The 17,474-nt window shown below is 47.1% G+C and carries 17 protein-coding genes; 8 read left to right on the plus strand and 9 right to left on the minus strand.

The annotated features are described in order from the left end of the window. Positions 1 to 4: 4 nt before the first annotated feature. Positions 5 to 5,107, minus strand: a complete 5,103-nt coding sequence (hpsA, locus tag QUA23_RS18120; RefSeq protein WP_333077471.1) for a hormogonium polysaccharide biosynthesis protein HpsA — start codon at positions 5,105 to 5,107, stop codon at positions 5 to 7. Positions 5,108 to 5,520: 413 nt separating this feature from the next. Between hpsA and QUA23_RS18125 the strand changes: the two genes are divergently transcribed. Both QUA23_RS18125 and QUA23_RS18130 read left to right on the plus strand, forming a co-directional pair. Then, positions 5,521 to 5,643 (plus strand): hypothetical protein, encoded by a 123-nt coding sequence (locus tag QUA23_RS18125; protein WP_333077473.1) that lies wholly within the window; start codon positions 5,521 to 5,523, stop codon positions 5,641 to 5,643. A 12-nt stretch (positions 5,644 to 5,655) separates the two neighbouring features. Next, positions 5,656 to 6,420, plus strand: coding sequence for a sulfotransferase domain-containing protein (locus QUA23_RS18130; RefSeq protein ID WP_333077475.1), 765 nt, complete (start codon positions 5,656 to 5,658; stop codon positions 6,418 to 6,420). A 58-nt stretch (positions 6,421 to 6,478) separates the two neighbouring features. Here QUA23_RS18130 and QUA23_RS18135 read toward each other — a convergent pair whose 3' ends face one another. From QUA23_RS18135 to QUA23_RS18145, 3 genes are read right to left on the minus strand one after another with little or no spacing between them, the layout of a single operon-like run. Then, on the minus strand, positions 6,479 to 6,889 hold the full coding sequence (locus QUA23_RS18135; protein WP_333077476.1) for a hypothetical protein: 411 nt from the start codon (positions 6,887 to 6,889) through the stop codon (positions 6,479 to 6,481). Next, positions 6,876 to 7,091, minus strand: a complete 216-nt coding sequence (locus QUA23_RS18140) for a hypothetical protein (protein WP_333077477.1) — start codon at positions 7,089 to 7,091, stop codon at positions 6,876 to 6,878. The genes QUA23_RS18135 and QUA23_RS18140 overlap by 14 nt, the downstream gene beginning before the upstream one ends. Before the next feature lie 55 nt (positions 7,092 to 7,146). Then, positions 7,147 to 7,362: a plasmid partition protein ParG gene (locus QUA23_RS18145; RefSeq protein WP_333077478.1), complete on the minus strand. Its 216-nt coding sequence runs from the start codon at positions 7,360 to 7,362 to the stop codon at positions 7,147 to 7,149. A gap of 597 nt (positions 7,363 to 7,959) precedes the next feature. On the opposite strand from QUA23_RS18145, the gene aroF reads away from it, so the two are divergent. Both aroF and QUA23_RS18155 read left to right on the plus strand, forming a co-directional pair. Continuing rightward, complete coding sequence (gene aroF / locus QUA23_RS18150; protein ID WP_333077480.1) at positions 7,960 to 8,820, plus strand: 3-deoxy-7-phosphoheptulonate synthase; 861 nt, start codon at positions 7,960 to 7,962, stop codon at positions 8,818 to 8,820. Positions 8,821 to 9,119: 299 nt separating this feature from the next. Beyond that, complete coding sequence (locus tag QUA23_RS18155) at positions 9,120 to 9,317, plus strand: heavy-metal-associated domain-containing protein (protein WP_333077481.1); 198 nt, start codon at positions 9,120 to 9,122, stop codon at positions 9,315 to 9,317. A gap of 114 nt (positions 9,318 to 9,431) precedes the next feature. On the opposite strand, the gene QUA23_RS18160 is transcribed toward QUA23_RS18155, so the two are convergent. Continuing rightward, positions 9,432 to 9,842, minus strand: a complete 411-nt coding sequence (locus QUA23_RS18160) for a metalloregulator ArsR/SmtB family transcription factor (protein WP_333077482.1) — start codon at positions 9,840 to 9,842, stop codon at positions 9,432 to 9,434. A gap of 146 nt (positions 9,843 to 9,988) precedes the next feature. Here QUA23_RS18160 and QUA23_RS18165 point away from each other — a divergent pair, with 146 nt between their 5' ends. Both QUA23_RS18165 and QUA23_RS18170 read left to right on the plus strand, forming a co-directional pair. Beyond that, positions 9,989 to 10,156 carry a metallothionein gene (locus QUA23_RS18165; protein ID WP_333077483.1) on the plus strand — a complete coding sequence of 56 codons (168 nt, stop codon included), beginning with the start codon at positions 9,989 to 9,991 and terminating at the stop codon, positions 10,154 to 10,156. Between the two features lie 288 nt (positions 10,157 to 10,444). Continuing rightward, entirely contained in the window at positions 10,445 to 10,705 is a 261-nt protein-coding gene (locus QUA23_RS18170) for a DUF7219 family protein (protein ID WP_006631574.1), read from the plus strand. 113 nt (positions 10,706 to 10,818) lie between these two features. Here the strand turns inward: QUA23_RS18170 and QUA23_RS18175 are convergent, their stop codons facing one another. Further along, entirely contained in the window at positions 10,819 to 11,895 is a 1,077-nt protein-coding gene (locus QUA23_RS18175) for a metal ABC transporter solute-binding protein, Zn/Mn family (protein ID WP_333077485.1), read from the minus strand. Positions 11,896 to 11,985: 90 nt separating this feature from the next. Between QUA23_RS18175 and QUA23_RS18180 the strand changes: the two genes are divergently transcribed. Together QUA23_RS18180 and QUA23_RS18185 are read left to right on the plus strand one after the other, a co-directional pair. Beyond that, entirely contained in the window at positions 11,986 to 12,705 is a 720-nt protein-coding gene (locus QUA23_RS18180; RefSeq protein ID WP_333077486.1) for a metal ABC transporter ATP-binding protein, read from the plus strand. A gap of 96 nt (positions 12,706 to 12,801) precedes the next feature. Then, positions 12,802 to 13,638, plus strand: a complete 837-nt coding sequence (locus tag QUA23_RS18185; protein ID WP_006631577.1) for a metal ABC transporter permease — start codon at positions 12,802 to 12,804, stop codon at positions 13,636 to 13,638. Positions 13,639 to 13,756: 118 nt separating this feature from the next. Here QUA23_RS18185 and QUA23_RS18190 read toward each other — a convergent pair whose 3' ends face one another. The 3 genes from QUA23_RS18190 to cobW form a co-directional block, all read right to left on the minus strand. Next, positions 13,757 to 14,812, minus strand: coding sequence for a WD40 repeat domain-containing protein (locus QUA23_RS18190; protein ID WP_333077488.1), 1,056 nt, complete (start codon positions 14,810 to 14,812; stop codon positions 13,757 to 13,759). 189 nt (positions 14,813 to 15,001) lie between these two features. After that, a complete protein-coding gene (locus tag QUA23_RS18195) occupies positions 15,002 to 15,973 on the minus strand; it encodes a GTP-binding protein (protein ID WP_333077489.1) in 972 nt (323 codons plus the stop codon). 182 nt (positions 15,974 to 16,155) lie between these two features. Next, positions 16,156 to 17,190, minus strand: coding sequence for a cobalamin biosynthesis protein CobW (cobW, locus tag QUA23_RS18200; protein WP_333077490.1), 1,035 nt, complete (start codon positions 17,188 to 17,190; stop codon positions 16,156 to 16,158). Between the last annotated feature and the right edge of the window lie 284 nt (positions 17,191 to 17,474).

Consider the following 17,474-nt stretch of genomic DNA (forward strand, 5'->3'; position numbering starts at 1 on the left):
AGGCTTAAGTGGGGCATTGAGTTGGATTGGTAGGATCAACGGTTTGGGTAGCCTGCGTGGCGGCAGCGTTGTCCGTCACCCCGCACATCAAAGTTTTTACCCAATTGTCATTGCGAGGTACTTCGCGGAAATACTCCGTCGGCTCAGTCTTGGGAGGAGTAGTGAACTTTTGGGTAAATAAGTCAGGTGGCTGAGATAGCAAGCCCACGTCATAACCCCAGTTCCGAGTGGGCGGGGTGAAGTAGGGAATTCTAGCTGGACCGTTCGTCGTGTTGTATGTAATTAGTGCCTGACTGTCAGTAAAAGGAGTAGGCGCTGTAGTAGTAGTGGGGGATAGGGAGAACAGAGTTGCGAGCTTATCGACTGCCGTTGTCGGATAGCCATCAGGCAAAATTGGCTGATAGGGCGCGGTACTAAAAGCGCTGCGGTTTTGCTGAATGAAAGACCCTTGGATGTTATTAGAAATTGAAGTTGTTCCGCTGCGCCACAGTTCCAAGAATCGGGGCAAGTTTTGCAAACCGCCGTTAAAGTCACCCGAGGCAGTGTCTAGCGCCCTCGAAGGAGTGTCGCCCGCTCCAACAATCAGATTGAATGTAGTCTCTACAGCCTTGGGTATCCACCCTGTTTTCTCTACGGTTTCAGTACCTCGTGGGTCGTATGATGGGCCTGAGCCTGTTACTGCTGTTACACCCATGAGCTGCGGAACTGGCAGCAATAGTGGCTGCGACCCACTGTATGATGTTGACCGTGCGGGCAGTGCTGGATTTACTGAGCTTGTTGCTGCTAAATTAGGTAGCAGTGTGGAGCTGCCATCTCTGATCGTGGTGTTTGGGGAGCTTGTGATGTTGCTGCCGCTGTTGACCACATAAGGAAGATTGGTAGCATTGTAAGCCACCTTACCCCCATCATTCGCTGCAAACCACAGAGCGTTAGTTCCTCTGACAGTGGCGACACTTGGTGCGATAGTTGTGCCCCCCGTAATCCCCAGAGGCTGTGGATTGGTGGGGTTTAGAGGTCTCTGAAACGCCACGCGGCGGGGGAATCGCTGCAATGCCGGCAATGGGGGATCGACCGTCGAGCCAGCTTGAAAAGAAGCGCCAACAGGGTTAGGTGCGACATAAGCCGTACCTGCAGTGAGTGCCGTCCGTTCTGCTCCCGGTGTCAGATCCACAAACCAGTCGGCATCCGTACACTCAGAAACCGGCAGTTTTCTACAAATTTCCATTACATACTCTCGGAAAGGCCCCCGCCGCTGTACAGGGGTGACAAAGTTGTTGAAGTAAGAACTTGTAATGGGGGGAGAGGTAGTGGTACTGGCGTAAGTAGCGTCTGTCACAGTTATCGGATCTGCTGGTGCCTTTAAATTGCCATTAGCTGAAAACGCTCCGCTGGACAGTCCATTAGTAACAAAGTTGTTGTTGAAAAATCCTTGCTGTCTGCGGGGCAATACAGCAGCAGCGCCCGCATTGTTTCTCAGGTCAAAATCTCCCTCGTTGCGGAAGCCAAAACGGTAACTTTGCGATAGAAGGTGGACTGCATCTGCCAGCACAGTTGCCGGTCTCCAAAAGTCGCCCTTACACTTCGGGAGCCTCGGATCGCCTTCACGACAGGCAAAGTTGTCGTTTAGGGTAGCGCGCTGGTAAAAATTTCCCCAACTTGGTTGCGTCAGGTTATCAGTAAACTCTTCCACTTTGACCAAAGTGGGTGTACCACCTGGAGGAGGAGTCGGGATGTTGCCGTGAAGGTTAAAGAATCCTTTGATGTAAACTGGCAAATTCGATACCAAAATCAGCCCTTTTTCTCTGATGATATCGTTTATGCTCGTTGCTGTTGTGGGGGTGGCGCCACCGCGAAATAGCTTCTGACCATTAATCAGGACTATGCCGTTAGGCTTGCGCGTGGGATCTAGCAGGCTGTCTGTAGGACTTTTTCTTTTGCTGCTGTCAGGATCTTCTCTATTGCTGCGATCGGGCAATGCGTCGTCCCGGGTAGCATAAATAATCCCGCTGTTCGGCAACAACCACTCGGTCGTACTACCTTTGGGTCTGTTGCCGCGCAACACGTCGATATCTAGCTGAGTGGCACGAATTTCTAGAGGTTCTCGTTCTTCTAGAGATTGGTTGTAATTGCCTGTTAATTTTGCTGCGCTTGTACCCACTGGACTGCTGAGGGTAAAGGCTTCGTTGACGATGGTATTCGGGTCGTCCCGATCGACCGCCTTGACTTCTCTGCCGTTCAAAAATGCTACTTCTTGAATAGCCCCGTGAGGAATCAATGTGGCATCGGGAGTACCCCCGGCAAGTATGCCTAGGGCACAAATAGTTGAGTCAATAGCTGCTTGTTGTGCCAAAGTGCGACTCTCTTTAGGCACTTGGAGAGCCGATCTCAAAGGCCCGTTGGCAAACCGACCGTCGGGGAATACTAAGTTGGCTTGATTATCCAAAACTGCATTGCCACCACTCAGCAAGCCGTTAGCCCCGATAGTGGAAAAACCCGGTCTGGCTGGTGTTGTAGGGAAGGGGTAGGCGATGCCGTTGTTGGAGCCGATAAATGCCTGCCGTGATCCCAATCCTGCCTGTCCGCTGACATCAAAGCTGGCATCATTGGTTAGGCTTCCCGTTGTGATGTTTTTTGCTGTGGAAGCGTGGCTGGGGTCGTAGTAGCTGCTGACGCAGGCATAGGGCTCTTGCGTTGGTTGGGTTCCAGCTAGTGGGTCATAGCCGCTGTTTGCGTAATGATACACTGCTGTTGCCCGCATCCGCAAGTCGCCTTTGGCATATTTGCGAGCTGTAGTGGCCTGCTCAACAATACCTGGAAGTAGAGTAGTAGATGCGACTGCTGCATCTAGACCCGTACCATCGGCTGCTGCTCCTGTTGGCCAATCTTCCCAATTCCCAGCGACGTTGTTGTATACCTTAGAACCCGGACCCAGCGGTGACATTGGCATGGAGTCGGGCCAGACCACTGGGTACTCCTCTACACGAGCAGTTGCCGGGTCGTCGTAAGTTGCGGGAGCTGTTACCAATCTGCCAGTAGCATCAATCCACTTAGGCGGTGGTAGGAAGGAATTAGTGCGATCGTAAACTCCTGCACTGGTGATCACGCGCAAACCGCCAACGCCATCGACTGCTGTTTTAGGTATTTGGGCTGCTGATGCTTCCCAGAAACCGTCTTTGAAAGGGCTTGCGGGGTTATCTTCGCCTAAACCGTTGCCGCGGTCTGTCGCCCCCACGTCAGCAAGTTTGGTCACTTGTGTGGTGCGGGTGCGTTTTACGGTAGTATCATCTTTCCATGTGGCTGCGCCGTCAACTTCTTGTGTGTCATTGCTACCGAGAAACTTGCTGCCGTCCCACCGCAGTGCTGGCAAGTTGTTGCCGATAGCGACTCGATTGCCCAATTCCGGTTCGCTGTCAGTGGGTTTTACGTTTGCGGGGTTGTTGGCTGGCGGCAGATTGGGTTCCAGAGTAAGTCCAGTCGATCCCGCGACAGCACCTACCGTCGCAGTTCCGGCGGTAGGAAGGCTCCAGGCATCTATGGGTCTGAGACTGTCCCCACTCCCTTGAAGGTAAGAACCCCCAGCCACTACTCCTCCGTCACTTCCGAGGGGTGCTTCTGCAAATGTAACTTTCCGCAGCCGATCTTTAAAATAGGATTCTAAGGCATCTTTGCGTTGCTGGTTGGTAGGAGAAAGCTGCGCTCGTTTAACGGATACTGGGTCGGTTGCCCCCGTTAGATCTGCATTAATTTGACCTTGTACTAGCGCATTTAACCGCTTGGAATAAGCGTCGCTGTTGTAAAGTACCTGAAGGCTCTTTTCTTTTACAGATTGAGTTGCGGTTGCAATTGCTGGCGGGCTTACATTTGGTTCCGGGTCGCTAGTTTTTTTGAAAAGATGTACATCCACGGCATTGATCTGTGCAGTGTTGCTAGTATTCCCCGCCCACCCATTAATAACATTGCCTCCAACAACTATTTTGCTATTTTCTTGATCGTAAAAACAAGATTTCTTACTGCTGACTTGAAAGAGTCGTGTCCTATTTACCCCATTTAAGTTTGTGACCAACAAATTACTATTTGTGAATACCCGCCCGTTTAGATTGAACTCAGGCCCGGGCGATATATCCAAGTCGTCTTCATATACAACCGCGTTGTTGCTGAGGGGAATGAGACTTTGGTCTTGCTGATATTCCAGAGCGGATATGCTGGTAGTTCCTGTGAACGGTTGATACTTGGTGGTGTCTAAGCCGTTCCCTGATATATCGGTCGATGTAATCGGTACATTAACCGTGTAAACAAAGAAACTTTTTTTAAGTTTGCCGTCTATTCTGTACCAGCCAGATTCACCTACCAAACTAGCGCTATTACCTGCAGCAGCCTCGCATCCTTCTTTCAATACCCCAAGCGACATCGGTGGCGTTCTTGCTTCCAGCGGTTTTCTTTCCCTCGTGAAGTCGCCTGAATTAGCACCTCCTTTTATCCGTGGGGGGCTGCGAAAGAATATGCCGTAGAGTGTAAAAGTGTCAAATTTACCATCGTTATTTGTATCGACGGGATATCTCCAAGCAGTGTTTATAGATTCATTTGTTTCGAGATTAAAACCTGGATCTGTAACTTTAAGGTCGATGTTGGCAGCAGGGTCTAGGTTAGCTTTAAGTTTTAGGCGCACCTCGTCCCCAAAGCTATACAAATCTGGGTTGTTAGGAGTTGGCGTGGCTGGGTAAGATGACATTGCCAGGTACAATTGTTGATCGGAGGGAGTACCCGTCACAGGCCGGCCTTCACCCAGCACATATTCAATTTTCGCCTTCGCCCGATCGAGCGCGGGAGTCGCGGCCGCCAGCACCTGCTGGTTCACGCGCACGTTACGCGCCGTATTCGCCCGATCGAACGATCGCAGCGTAATCGCCACTGTCAACAAAATCACTACCAGCAACACCATCGTCACCGTCGGCAGCACAAACCCCGCCATCGGTAGTCTTGCCCTGCGGCCCATAGCCATCAGCGCTTGCAGCATTGCTCTCATCAGCCGCTTGGCCCCGGATCTGGTAACACCAGCAATCCGCCGCAGCAGGGATACGATAACTTTGGATAATTTGCTCTTAAACATTGACGCCTTCCTGAATAATTTCAGAGATGGTATTGCAGGTAGTTACTGCTCGACATTACAATCCCATCTTTATTGTTCCCATTTTCCCCAACTTGCATATCACCCTGTTGCAAAAATTTAAATCTGTACTTTGGCTGAAAAATAAAACCCACAAACCCCCAACCAAAACCACCGCCGATCCTATATTTTTCAGCGAAAGATTTGCCCATCAAGAATGAGAGTTCCCTAAGTCCACTCTAATCGAGTTAAATAGAAATGTCAGTACCAAGAGCGAGAGTGAATTCGATCACCCCAAAACAGTGATCGCGATCTTATCCGACATATTGACCAGCCCTTGTGGGCTTTGTTTGTGTGCTCGCCTTGCTAGCGGTTTCAATCACCGGAATCTACAATCAAGATCGGGCAATGGAATTATGGTTAGGCGTATCGGTGCAATCAAATATAAATTGGGCGATCGAATTGCCGTAATGCCCCCAAGTGCGATCGAATTGCCGTTTTACCCTCCGGGGCACTGTCAGTACAACTGCAAAATATAAAACATACAACCCATGAAACAAACTCCCAAACCCCCCGACTTCATCATCATCGGTGCCCAAAAAGGCGGAACAACATCGCTTTATGCCTATCTCACCGAACATCCCCAAATCGCCCATGCCACCCAAAAAGAAGTACATTATTTTGACTTAAACTTCGACAAAGGCCCAGACTGGTACTATGCCCAATTTCCCCTGCCGAAACACGGCCCCAAAAGAATCACCGGAGAAGCCAGTCCTTACTACATATTTCACCCCCATGTTCCCCAGCGAATTTATGATTTATGTCCGAAAGTTAAAATCATCGCCCTGCTGAGAAACCCAGTCGATCGCGCCATTTCCCACTACTATCATTATATCAGAATAAAATACGAAACTCTCTCATTAGAAGAGGCGATCGCCGCCGAGCCCGAAAGACTCAAAGGCGAAATGGAAAAACTCCTAGCCAACCCCAAATACTATAGTTACGAACACCAACACCACAGCTATCTAACCCGCGGCATTTACGCAGATCAACTCCCCGCCTGGATGAAACTTTTTCCCAAATCACAAATCTCAATCATCAAAAGCGAAGACTTGTATAGCAACCCAGCAAAAATCTGCAACACCGTCCTCGAATTTTTAGACTTACCCCCCCACCAACTAAAAACCTACGGAAAGCTCAACTCCAGCGAATATCCGCCCATCAGCGAGGCAGTATACGAGCAATTGAGAACATATTTTCGATCGCACAACCAAAGACTAGCCGAATTGTGCGATCGAGATTTCGGCTGGGATTAACAGCGCTTAAGCGCAACTACGTACCTTTTTTGTGCCCGTTGCACTCAGGACTAAAATATTAAGCAGCGGCCGTAGCATTTGCTTCCAGAGGCTCGATTTCCTCCGGCGTAGCGTGACGGCGCGGATCATTAAAGCTGCGTGCCGCTAGCCAGTTAGGATTTTGCGCCATCTCGCAACCAATCACGTAAAGCGAAGATTGGTTAAAAGCAGCCCATAGAGCATCACAAGCCTGTTTATCCATCAGTGAATCGGCGATCGGGCGATCGTGAATCAGAGCAAATAAATCAAACTCATTTCGTTTTGGATTCCACTGATATTGCAAAGTAGGAGCATAACCCATTTCGATCAATTGTGCGATCGCGCGATCGGGCGTATATCCGTCCAAATGCACCCGATTGAGATAGATAGACACTTGAACATACTCATCTCTGGCAGGTAGCAGTCGGTAATTCGAGTTAGTCATCATCATTTGTCTCCGTGCAGTAGTAATAAGAGCGGCCTGCAATATCGGGGCGTTTTTCAGCCTTCATTTTATGCTGAGCACATCGTCGCTTAGCATAAAGGTCTTTTTCAATTTCAGTCTCGCCGGGGGCATAAAAAGGACGGTTAGGAAGCAGTTCGGCTTCTAAATCCTCCCAAGATTTCTCTGGGTTGTCTGCATCTCTCAGCATTTGTCCCTCGCGGTTTGTTCGAGGATGCCGTTTATTCGATATAGTCGATCGGTCATCAGTCTGTTTCCTCAGTTTTGGCGATCGTCTTGACGCGCTGGGGCTTTGGCTCTAAAACGGGTTCGTTTTCCTGTAACCAAGTTTCGATGTACTCCAACAGAACCTCATTCATGCTGAGGCTACGCATGGCGCAAGATGCTTTGAACTTGGCTCTTGTCTCTTCAGGTAGATAGATTTTTACGGACACTGTTTTACTTGTAGTCAAAGTTTCCATATCGCTATATCGATTTGTCTATGTGTCTAGCCTGACACACAGGCGCGGGATTCGGATAGGGTCACTTGTCGATATAAGGACTTATAGACTTATCCCTATATCGACATAATAACAGACATACCCAAAAAACGACAACCGCGCCGAGTTAAACGCCATTGCCGTTTCCATACATTTTGCAAAAAAAATGCTTGACATTCCTACCAGTCTGTGCTAGGTTATCGAATAGTATTGTGTTTAACCCACAAATCGCAGCACTTCAACTATGTTCACAGCCAAGTTCACAGCCAACAGCAATTTTTATTTTTGGTGCAGCCAAGTTCGCCCGGAGTGAATTGGTAATTCACTGTGAACATCCGGGCGAACCGCAGATTAACACCTGCGGTTTTGTTTTTTCTACTTCTTTACCCAACAACCAATCCAGTACAAGCGAAAACAGCAATGACATTATTCAGTAACTGGTACGACAGCTTTTATTTTTGGCCCAACCAAAGTTCTGGGTAAATTGTCGCGCTGTCTTTTCGCACGAACCCGGAACTCCTAAAAGTTCCGGGTTTTTTGTTGTCAACCACCCACTTAAATTTCCAGGAAAATACCCTCATGTTAGAAGCCAAACTCGTAACCAAATCTCATCCAGAACACCAAACAATTGTCAAACTCTCAGAAACAGTCTCAGTCGGCGCCACAGAATTATTAATCATCGGTGGCCCCTGTACCGTCGAAAGTTCCCAACAAATGGAAACCGTCGCCCGCCAACTATCCGCCGCATCAGTGCAAGCTTTGCGAGGCGGAGTCTACAAACCCCGCACTTCTCCCTATGCTTTCCAAGGAATGGGAATTGAGGGACTCGAAATTTTAGCCGATGTCAGCCGGCGTTACGGTTTACCCGTGGTGACAGAGGTAATGTCGATCGCCCAAATCGAGCCAGTTGTCACCTATGCTGATATGCTGCAAGTAGGCAGTCGGAATATGCAAAACTTCGAGTTACTAAAGGCGATCGGTCAAGCCGGAAAACCAGTCCTCCTAAAACGCGGCTTATCAGCCACAATCGAAGAATTTGTGATGGCCGCCGAATACATTCTCAGTCACGGAAACCCTCATGTAGTTCTCTGCGAAAGAGGCATCCGCAGCTTCGACAATTACACCCGAAACGTATTAGATTTAGGTGCAGTCGTCGCGCTGAAACAGTTAACTCATTTGCCAGTAATCGTAGACCCTTCTCACGCCGTCGGCAAGCGAGAATTAGTCGCACCACTAGCCAAAGCAGCAGTTGCTTGCGGTGCAGACGGATTAATTATTGAGTGTCACCCGCAACCCGAAAAATCTGTTTCTGACGCGCGGCAAGCTCTTTCTTTGCCAGATATGGTAGATTTAGTTGTTAGTTTGCGGTCTGTAGCCGCCGCCGTTGGGCGGTCCATACCGGATACTAATTTATATTCAAAGGTATTAAGTTTGAAGTGATATTTTTAGAACTAATGCCAACTGTCACAACTAGGGGTTAACTGTTAGGTACGTAGTTGCGCTTCAGCAATCTTAGCTTAGGAAAGAGCGCCCAAGCGCAACTACATACCTTTGTTTAATCTGCCAGTTGGCATTAGTGCTAAGTGATAACTTTTAACGTCAAACTCTACAGTCGGTTTTAACCGAATTGAGCTTTGACACGGGGTTTAAACCCCTGCCGAAATCGGGAAAAGCGCGTATTTCACGAATTTAGATTAAAATAAAAAATAATACTGTCATCTACGAAAATTTGCTGAATTATGGCAATACTACTTAACGTTCCCTCGATCGTCTGCTCTGGTTGCGCTGATACAATTACCAAAGCCATCAAAACTGTTGACTCCGATGCTACTGTCAATGTGGATGTCGCAGCTAAGACTGTTACAGTAGAAGCTCAAGCTTCTGAAGAGTCAATTACACAGGCGGTTGTTGCTACGGGCCACACCGTCGAAGATTGATATTGAGTTTGGTGAGGGCGGGTTTACGAGATTATTGGTCTTAGGCTGAAATTATTGGTAAAAGCCGCCCCTACACAATTTTAAATCCATTATCAATGCCCAATGCCTAAAAGCTTAATCTGCTTCGTCTAAGTGTTCGGCGACTGCTTGGTAAAGTTCAAAAACGTGGCGATCGAGTAAACTATAAAAAACTTGTCTCCCAACCTTGCGGTAACTTACCAACCGCATCGCCCGCAATGCCCGCAACTGATGCGATACTGCTGACTCGCTCATACTCAACGCCGCCGCCAAGTCACACACGCACAGTTCTTGTTTGGCCAAAACCGACAGCAGCCGCAGGCGATTCGCATCTCCCAAAAGACTGAAAAACTCTGCCATCCGCTGGGCTTTAGCGGTGTTGAGAACTTGTGTTTGGATGTCCCCGGCCCGGAAACAGTCAACTAAGTGCGATGGATCGCACGTTGGTGTATCGTTTTCTTGGTGAGACTGACTTATCGCTCCATTAACAGCAGAGTTGGGTGACATCTTTTCCCGCCTGGTTTTAATTCTCATTTTCATTTTAGTGCGATCGGCAAACCTTTTGTAACAAAGTTTTTACATTCCCTTGACTAATATCTGAATATGTGTTCATATGTTAGTACGGACAAACAAACCCACGAGGAAAATTTAAAATGACTACTGCCACCCAAACAAAATGTGCCTGTCCTTCATGTTCGTGCGTTGTCAGCCCTAGCGAAGCCATTGAAAAAGACGGCAAAACATACTGTTCCAGTGCCTGCGCTGAGGGCCACCCCAACGGTCAAGGGTGCGGCCACACTGGCTGCGAGTGCCACAAGTAAATATCCACCTTCACAAAAGGTTAATCAACACTTTAAAATCTAGCTAAAGGGAGATGCGAAAAGCGCATTTCCTAATTTTTTTGCTTTTAGGTTAAAGAAAAGTTAAAATAAAGCTAACTTAAGGTTAAGACTGTATTAATAGACTAAATACAGAGCGGAAAAGCACAACTGCTATTTACGCAATACAATAGAAGCAAGTTAGCGCCGCGATACTGAGTACCAATAGTGCTATTAAAAACAGAGACCGAACCAAAAGTTGAATACCAAAAGTTTAATTAGGAGGGGGCAATGAAAGAGCGGGAAGATTTTTTACATCCTCGCAATCGCTACTACGGCGATTTCACGCCAGAAAACTTGGCGTTTAATGCCAACTTGCAGGAGTTTGCTCAGAAAATAACTTATATTTGCTCGCTGGAAACTGGGGGGAAAATTAGCGCTGAGAAAGCCTATAAAGATATTAAGATGCTTTGGAAAGACTTAAAATCCTCTAAGAAGCAATTGGGAATTGGCCAAAAACCCCCCAGTACCGAGGAGCAAAATTCACCTTAAAGTCATCGCTGGAAACGCAGCGTTTGCAATCGAAAACCCCTGCAATTGGGAGCGCTGCGTTTGGCTGTGTACCCCGCAAATTTAAGGTGCTTGCTAGGCGCACTTTAGAAAGTCTATGGTTTGGGATTTGGTGCAGTTTCTCCTGCAAAGGAAGTACAATTGCCACCGAGGCCAGAAATAATCGCGCAAGTATTAGTTTTCAGCATTCCCTGATATGTATCAGCACCGGTGCCGGGGCCGCCCAACTCGTCGCTGTAAAGTTCCTTGTCGGAAATTTCGACATTTGCCTCCCTCGCCACAGTCTCCATCAACTTGGGATTAGTTGTAGTTTCAGCAAAAATTGTCGGCACTCCTGCAGTCTTAATTTCTGAGGACAATTCGGCAATTCTTGCTGCGGTGGGCTGTTCCTCTGTCGTCACACCCTGTAAAGCTCCAGCCATCTCCAAACCGTAAGCATCGGCATAGTAACTCAAAGCATCGTGAGTTGTTACTAACTTCCGTTTTTGGGCTGGAATAGTCGCAATCTGAGCTTTGATCCAAGTATCTATTTTTTGCAACTCATCTGTTAATCTTGCTGCATTTTTTGTATAAAGTTGAGCATTGTTGGGGGAAACTTCGATCAATCGATCGCGAATTATTTCTACCATGCGTCGGCCATTTTGAGGATTATGCCAAACGTGAGGGTCAGGGACTTTTTCACCTTCTGCATGGGGTTTGTTTTCCGCTTTCTCTTCACCGTGTTCGTGCTCGTGTTCGCCCATCAGCGGTTTGGGAACGGCGAGTTCGTGGACGGCGATTTTGGGCGCGGAATTACTGCTAGATTCAATTAACTTAATGATGCTGGGTTCGTGGTTGTAGCCGCCGTATAAAATCAGATTTGCTGTTTCAATCGCTTTGCGGTCTTCCGGCTTGGTTTGGTAGGCGTGGGGGTCGTCTCCCGGCTTGATCAGACAGGTGGTGTCGATCGAACTTTGAGCAATTTCTTTAGTTAGGTCGCAGATAACACCAGTCGTGGCGACGACTTTTGGCAAGTTGCTGCCGGGACTGGCTTGAGTTGGAGTTGTGGCGGGACTCTCCGGCGCCCGATTGCTTGCGTTCTGTCCTCCACTGCACGCAACCAGCCCGCAGCCAATTGCCAAAACAGCCGCAGCGCATAATCTGCCGGTTTTTCCAGCCAAGTTCGTTAACATTTTTACCTTTGGAACGATAATCGTTATTGCTTTTTCGAGTTATCCTATTCTAGTAGCTACGAACAAGAATCGTTCTCAAAATCTCTAATTATGCTAGAAGTGCAAGACTTGGCTGTCAATTATCGCGGAATTGCGGCCCTCAACAGCGTGAATTTCCAGTTAGATCCCGGACAATTAACTGGTGTGTTCGGCCCCAACGGCGCGGGGAAAAGCACGATGGTGAAAGCGATGCTGGGATTGATCCCGGCCTGTCGGGGTTTGGTGAAATATCAGGGACGGCTGCTGAAGCAACAGTTGTCGCGGGTAGCTTATGTGCCACAGCGATCGCAAATTGACTGGGATTATCCGATTACGGTGTGGAATGCGGTGATGATGGCGCGAACCGTCCAGACTGGTTGGTTTCGCAGCCCCTCGAAGCAGTCGCAAGAATTGGTGAAAGCTGCTTTGCTGCGGGTAGGAATGTGGGATTTGCGCGATCGGCAAATTGGCGAACTGTCTGGCGGACAGCAGCAGCGGATTTTCTTAGCAAGGTCGATCGCCCAACAAGCCGATTTATTCTTCTTCGACGAGCCTTTTAACGCGATCGACAAAGCAACCGAAGAAATTATTTTCGATATTTTTGCCGAACTAAAAGCCCAAAATAAAACATTGCTAGTAATCAGTCACGATTTAGGCGAAACTTTAAAACAGTACGACAATTTATTATTGCTAAATAAGCAGTTAATTGCAAGTGGTTCCTGCCGGGAAGTGCTCACCGCAGCCAATATTCAAAAAGCCTATGGATACGATTTAAGTTTAGTTGCTGCCTAAGCAAAAAAAGATTTATCTTTAAAATTGAAAGTGGCACGGGCGTCCCGCCTGTGCAGTGGATTGTAGTTAAAAAAATCCTATTATTGACCTAATTCAATGTTAAACCTACTCATTGAGCCACTCAAATTCGAGTTCATGCGAAATGCGATCGCCGTCGGCATTTTGCTAGGAATTCTCTGCGCCGTTGTCGGTTCCTATTTAATTGTACAGCAAATGGGAATGATGGTTGACATGATAGCCCATTCGGTATTAGCAGGATTGCCAGTAGCTTTTTCTTTAGGTTTCAATATTTCGATCGGCGCGTTTATATCGGGAATTATCAGCGCGGTAATTATGGCGTGGATTCAATCGCAATCGCGCCTAAAGATTGATGCAGTTATGGCATTAATCTTGTCTACATTTTTAGCAATTAGCGTCACACTGATTAGCCTGTTGCGGACAACCAAATTAGACTTAGACGGTTTTTTGTTTGGGAATATATTATCAGTTGCACCTGCTGACGTGCAGCAGACTTTTGTCATAACTTTGATAATTTTGGTGGCGGTTAAACTCCTTTACAAAGAACTGCTATTTTATACTTTTGACCCACTAGGAGCGCAAGCGTCCGGTTTGCCTGTAAACTGGATTTATTTGGGGATGATTTCGGCGATTACACTGACGATTGTTGCGAGTTTGCAAACTGTAGGGGCGCTGTTAGTAATTTCGCTGTTAATCGGGCCGGGAATAACGGCGTATTTGTTGGTAAAAGAGCTACATTTAATGATGGGATTAGGAGCAATTATTGGGATTACAGCTAGCGTGACTGGTATGTACCTCAGCTATTATTTTAATATGCCGTCTGGGGCAGCAATTGTATTAGTTATTTTTGGGTTATTTTTAGGGGCTTTGCTGTTCAGTCCCAGTCAAGGAATTTTGACAAGAAAGAGAGGATAACAGTCCAGGACGCACAGGCTCTATCTGTTGTACGTTTTTTACGCTTACTTACGCAAAAAGTAATTTAACGCCTACTTATAACAGCTTGCTCAGCCCGAACTCTTTGCCGCGCATAAATTTATGACCAAACCAGCAATTCGCCACCGCATCCGCCAGCGGCGAGAAACTGGCCTTCGGGATGCCATGCCAAACAGGAAAAACCCCCCTCTGCACCTTCTAGAATTTGCAGCAATTGTTCTGCTTCGGCCCACAAACAAACTTGACCATCTGCGGCGGCGGAAGCTAATAAAAATGTGCTAGGTTGAAAGGCGATCGCATTTACCACATTTTCATGCACCTCTAACGCCCAAGAATCCCAACCGACTCTTTCATCAGCGTCTCTTTCCCAAACAGAAATACCTTGAGAGCTCGAAGCAGCTAACAAAGGTGCACCCAAAGAATTAGTTTTATCCGACCAAGCTAACTCCCGAACTTTCCCCGGAAAACCCTGCATTACCCAGGGTTCAAAATTGCCCCATTCATTAACAATTAGAGTATTGTCCATATTGCCGCAAGCTAAATATTCCCCTTGTGGCGACCAAGAAACTGCACCTGTTGCGGAGGGTACTGATAAAATTTCCGGGTCTTCGTCCCAGTCTTCTCCATGCCAAACTTTGACACCTTGATAGCCGCTAACTGCCAGATATTGAACCATCGGATGCCATGCTAAATCGAGAATAGATGATGACTCGAAATTCAGCGTTACTTCAACAACATTATCCTCAACATTCCAGACTTGAACGTAGCGGCCCATACTGAAAGCTAACTGGTTGCAGTTGGGACTCCAAGCTAACTTATCAACCCAAACGCGCTGGTTATCCAAATCAGCAATTAATTCCCCAGAATTAACCCGCCAAATTCGTACTTTTCCATCTTGTCCGCCAGCAGCTAGGAATTGACTGTCGCGGGAAAAAGACAAGCAATCCGTTGATTTCCCCGTAGCAGTTTGTAGCGTTTGCAAGGACAATTCATTAACGGTCCCTACTGCCGCCAGCATCACTTCGCCTGCAGCAGAACAAACTGCTAAAGTTGTACCATCCGGCGACCAAGTAACAGCAGTTACGTAGTCAGACAGCATTTCTTTAGCATGAAATTGCAGGGTTTGTTCACTTTTATTTGTCTTTTCGTTACCCATATTTATTGAATCTGAGATGTTGTACTCTTCTTAAGAACGGGCAAGATGCCCGTTCCACAAAAGATGAATTTTATTTTTGTGGAACAGTCAAGATGCCTGTTCCATTCCACAAGAAATGAATTTTATTCTTGTGGAACAGGCATCTTGACTGTTTCTAAAAGGCTTATTAAAAATGCTTCAATATGTCAGTTAAACCAGACATTTCCGAAAATCCTCTCGCAATTGATTTTCGTTTAAGTTGCGACCGATGAATACGAGTTCATTTTTCGGAATTTCGGTAGCTTTCCAAGGTCTATCCAGTCGGCCATCGAATACCATATGTACTCCTTGGAAAACAAATCGCTTGTTGTCTCCGGCGACATTCAAAATGCCTTTTGTCCGAAAGATATTCGGGCCTTGAGTTCGCAACAATTCCTCAATCCAATCGCTAAATTTGTTGCCATCAATAGCACCGGATTCGACTATTGCCACTGAGGTAACAGTTTCGTCGTGTTCGTGAGTGTGTTCGCCCAAAAAGTCGGGTTCGATTTCTAATGCCCGGTTCAAATCAAATGCTTTCACGCCCAACAAAGCCTCCATTGCTAATTCAGCGTTGCGGGTGCGGTGAATTTTAGCCATTGCATTCATGGCGCGAATTCGCTTTTCTAATTCGGCCAATTCTTCCTCACTCACTAAATCAGTTTTGTTGAGCAAAACTACATCGGCGAAGGCAATTTGTTCTTGAGCTTCCTCGGCATCCCAGTGCTGCCAGATGTGTTTGGCATCGACTACCGTGACAACTGCGTCTAGCAGCAATTTGTCCCGCATATCTTCGTCTACAAAAAATGTTTGAATTACGGGTGCGGGGTCGGCTAAACCTGTGGTTTCGATGACTATGTGGTCGAATTTGTCTCGCCGCTTCATCAAGTTGCCGATAATCCGAATTAAATCGCCTCTTACTGTACAGCAAATGCAGCCGTTGTTCATCTCAAAAATTTCTTCGTCGGCATCTATTATGAGTTGGTTGTCAATGCCTACTTCGCCGAATTCGTTGACGATGACTGCAACTTTTTTGCCGTGTTCCTGTGTTAAAATGCGGTTGAGCAGCGTGGTTTTGCCTGCACCTAAATAGCCTGTGAGAACGGTAACAGGAACTGATTCGATCGCCCCAGCAGTCACCATACTTGACCTCGATTATTGTACAATAATAACCATTATCGCTATTTTACACCCGACCTGCTGGCAGCGCCCACCATATTCAATAATGTTAATAAATTGTTCGTGAGAGCTTGGAGGAGCGAGTTTTACCAATAATATTTGCTGCCCTTCAAAATATCGATCGGCCCGCCCCTCTCAGATGACAATTAATTGTTAATCATAGCTGCAATTCGATCGCGCTCTAACTCTCGACCGATCAGCACTAACTTGGTTTGGCGGATCTCGGAAGGTTGCCAAGGACGATCGTAAAAATATTCTATGCGCGATCCCACACCTTGCAACACCATCCTCATCGGTTTCTTGGGAACGGCCACAAACCCTTTAATCCGATAGATTTCCTCCTGCTGCATCAAGGATTGCAGTTTTTTCACCAAAGCTTCAGGTTCAAATTCGCGATCGGCAATAAAGAAAGTCGAGTTAATATGATCATCGTGTTCGTGTTCCTCCTCAGTGTCGTGGTGACTGGGGCGAGACTCCAAATCATCCTCAACCGCCGCATTAAATCCCATGAGCACATCAGGGTTAATTTCGCCACCTTTGCAGGGCACAATTTTTACACTCGGACGCAACTCTTGCTGCAACCAGCTTTGGACTTTCTTGTGAGTTTCAGCATCTACGCGATCGACCTTCGTTAAAAGTACCATATCGGCACAGGCTAACTGGTCTTCAAACAATTCCTCGATCGGAGTTTCGTGATCCAAACTATCATCAGCCTGTCGCTGTGCCATCAAAGCATCGATATCACCGACAAAAGTACCGCTAGCAATAGCTTCGCAATCGACAACAGCAACAACACCGTCCACAGTAGCACCGGTGCGAATTTCCGGCCAGCGAAAAGCTTGAATCAAAGGTTTAGGAAGTGCGAGGCCAGAAGTCTCTATTACAATACAATCAATTTGTTCTCTGCGCTTCAACAGTTCCTGCATAGTCGGCAAGAATTCCTCTTGAACAGTGCAGCAAAGACAACCATTTGTTAGTTCTACAATATTGCTGCTGACATTTTCTTCTTCGTCGCAAACTTGACAATCGCGCAGGAGTTCTCCGTCAATTCCGATTTCGCCAAATTCGTTAACCAGAACAGCAATGCGGCGACCGTGATTATTTTGCAATAAGTGGCGAATTAAGGTAGTTTTGCCGCTACCAAGAAAACCAGTGATGACAGTAACAGGAATTTTGTGCATTGATAATTTTGTGCTTATTTGATGGTGGGATATATCGTTCCCAAGCTCTGCCTGGGAATCCTGATCTAGAGGATCTGCCTCGCTGGAATAAAGGAGCGCTTTTAATACGAAGCAGATCCTCTGAGTATGCGTTACCAGGCCGATATCTTAGGTAACAACTTAAGACTGAAACCTACAATAAAAGTCGCTTTTAGGCAAAGTCTAGATCCCCCTAAATCCCCCTTAAGAAGGGGGACTTTGAGAATATTTCTTGTCCCCCCCTTAGTCGGGGCGGTGCCCCCGTG

The sequence above is a fragment of the Microcoleus sp. Pol1C5 genome, from assembly GCF_036701115.1.
Classification (GTDB): domain Bacteria; phylum Cyanobacteriota; class Cyanobacteriia; order Cyanobacteriales; family Microcoleaceae; genus Microcoleus.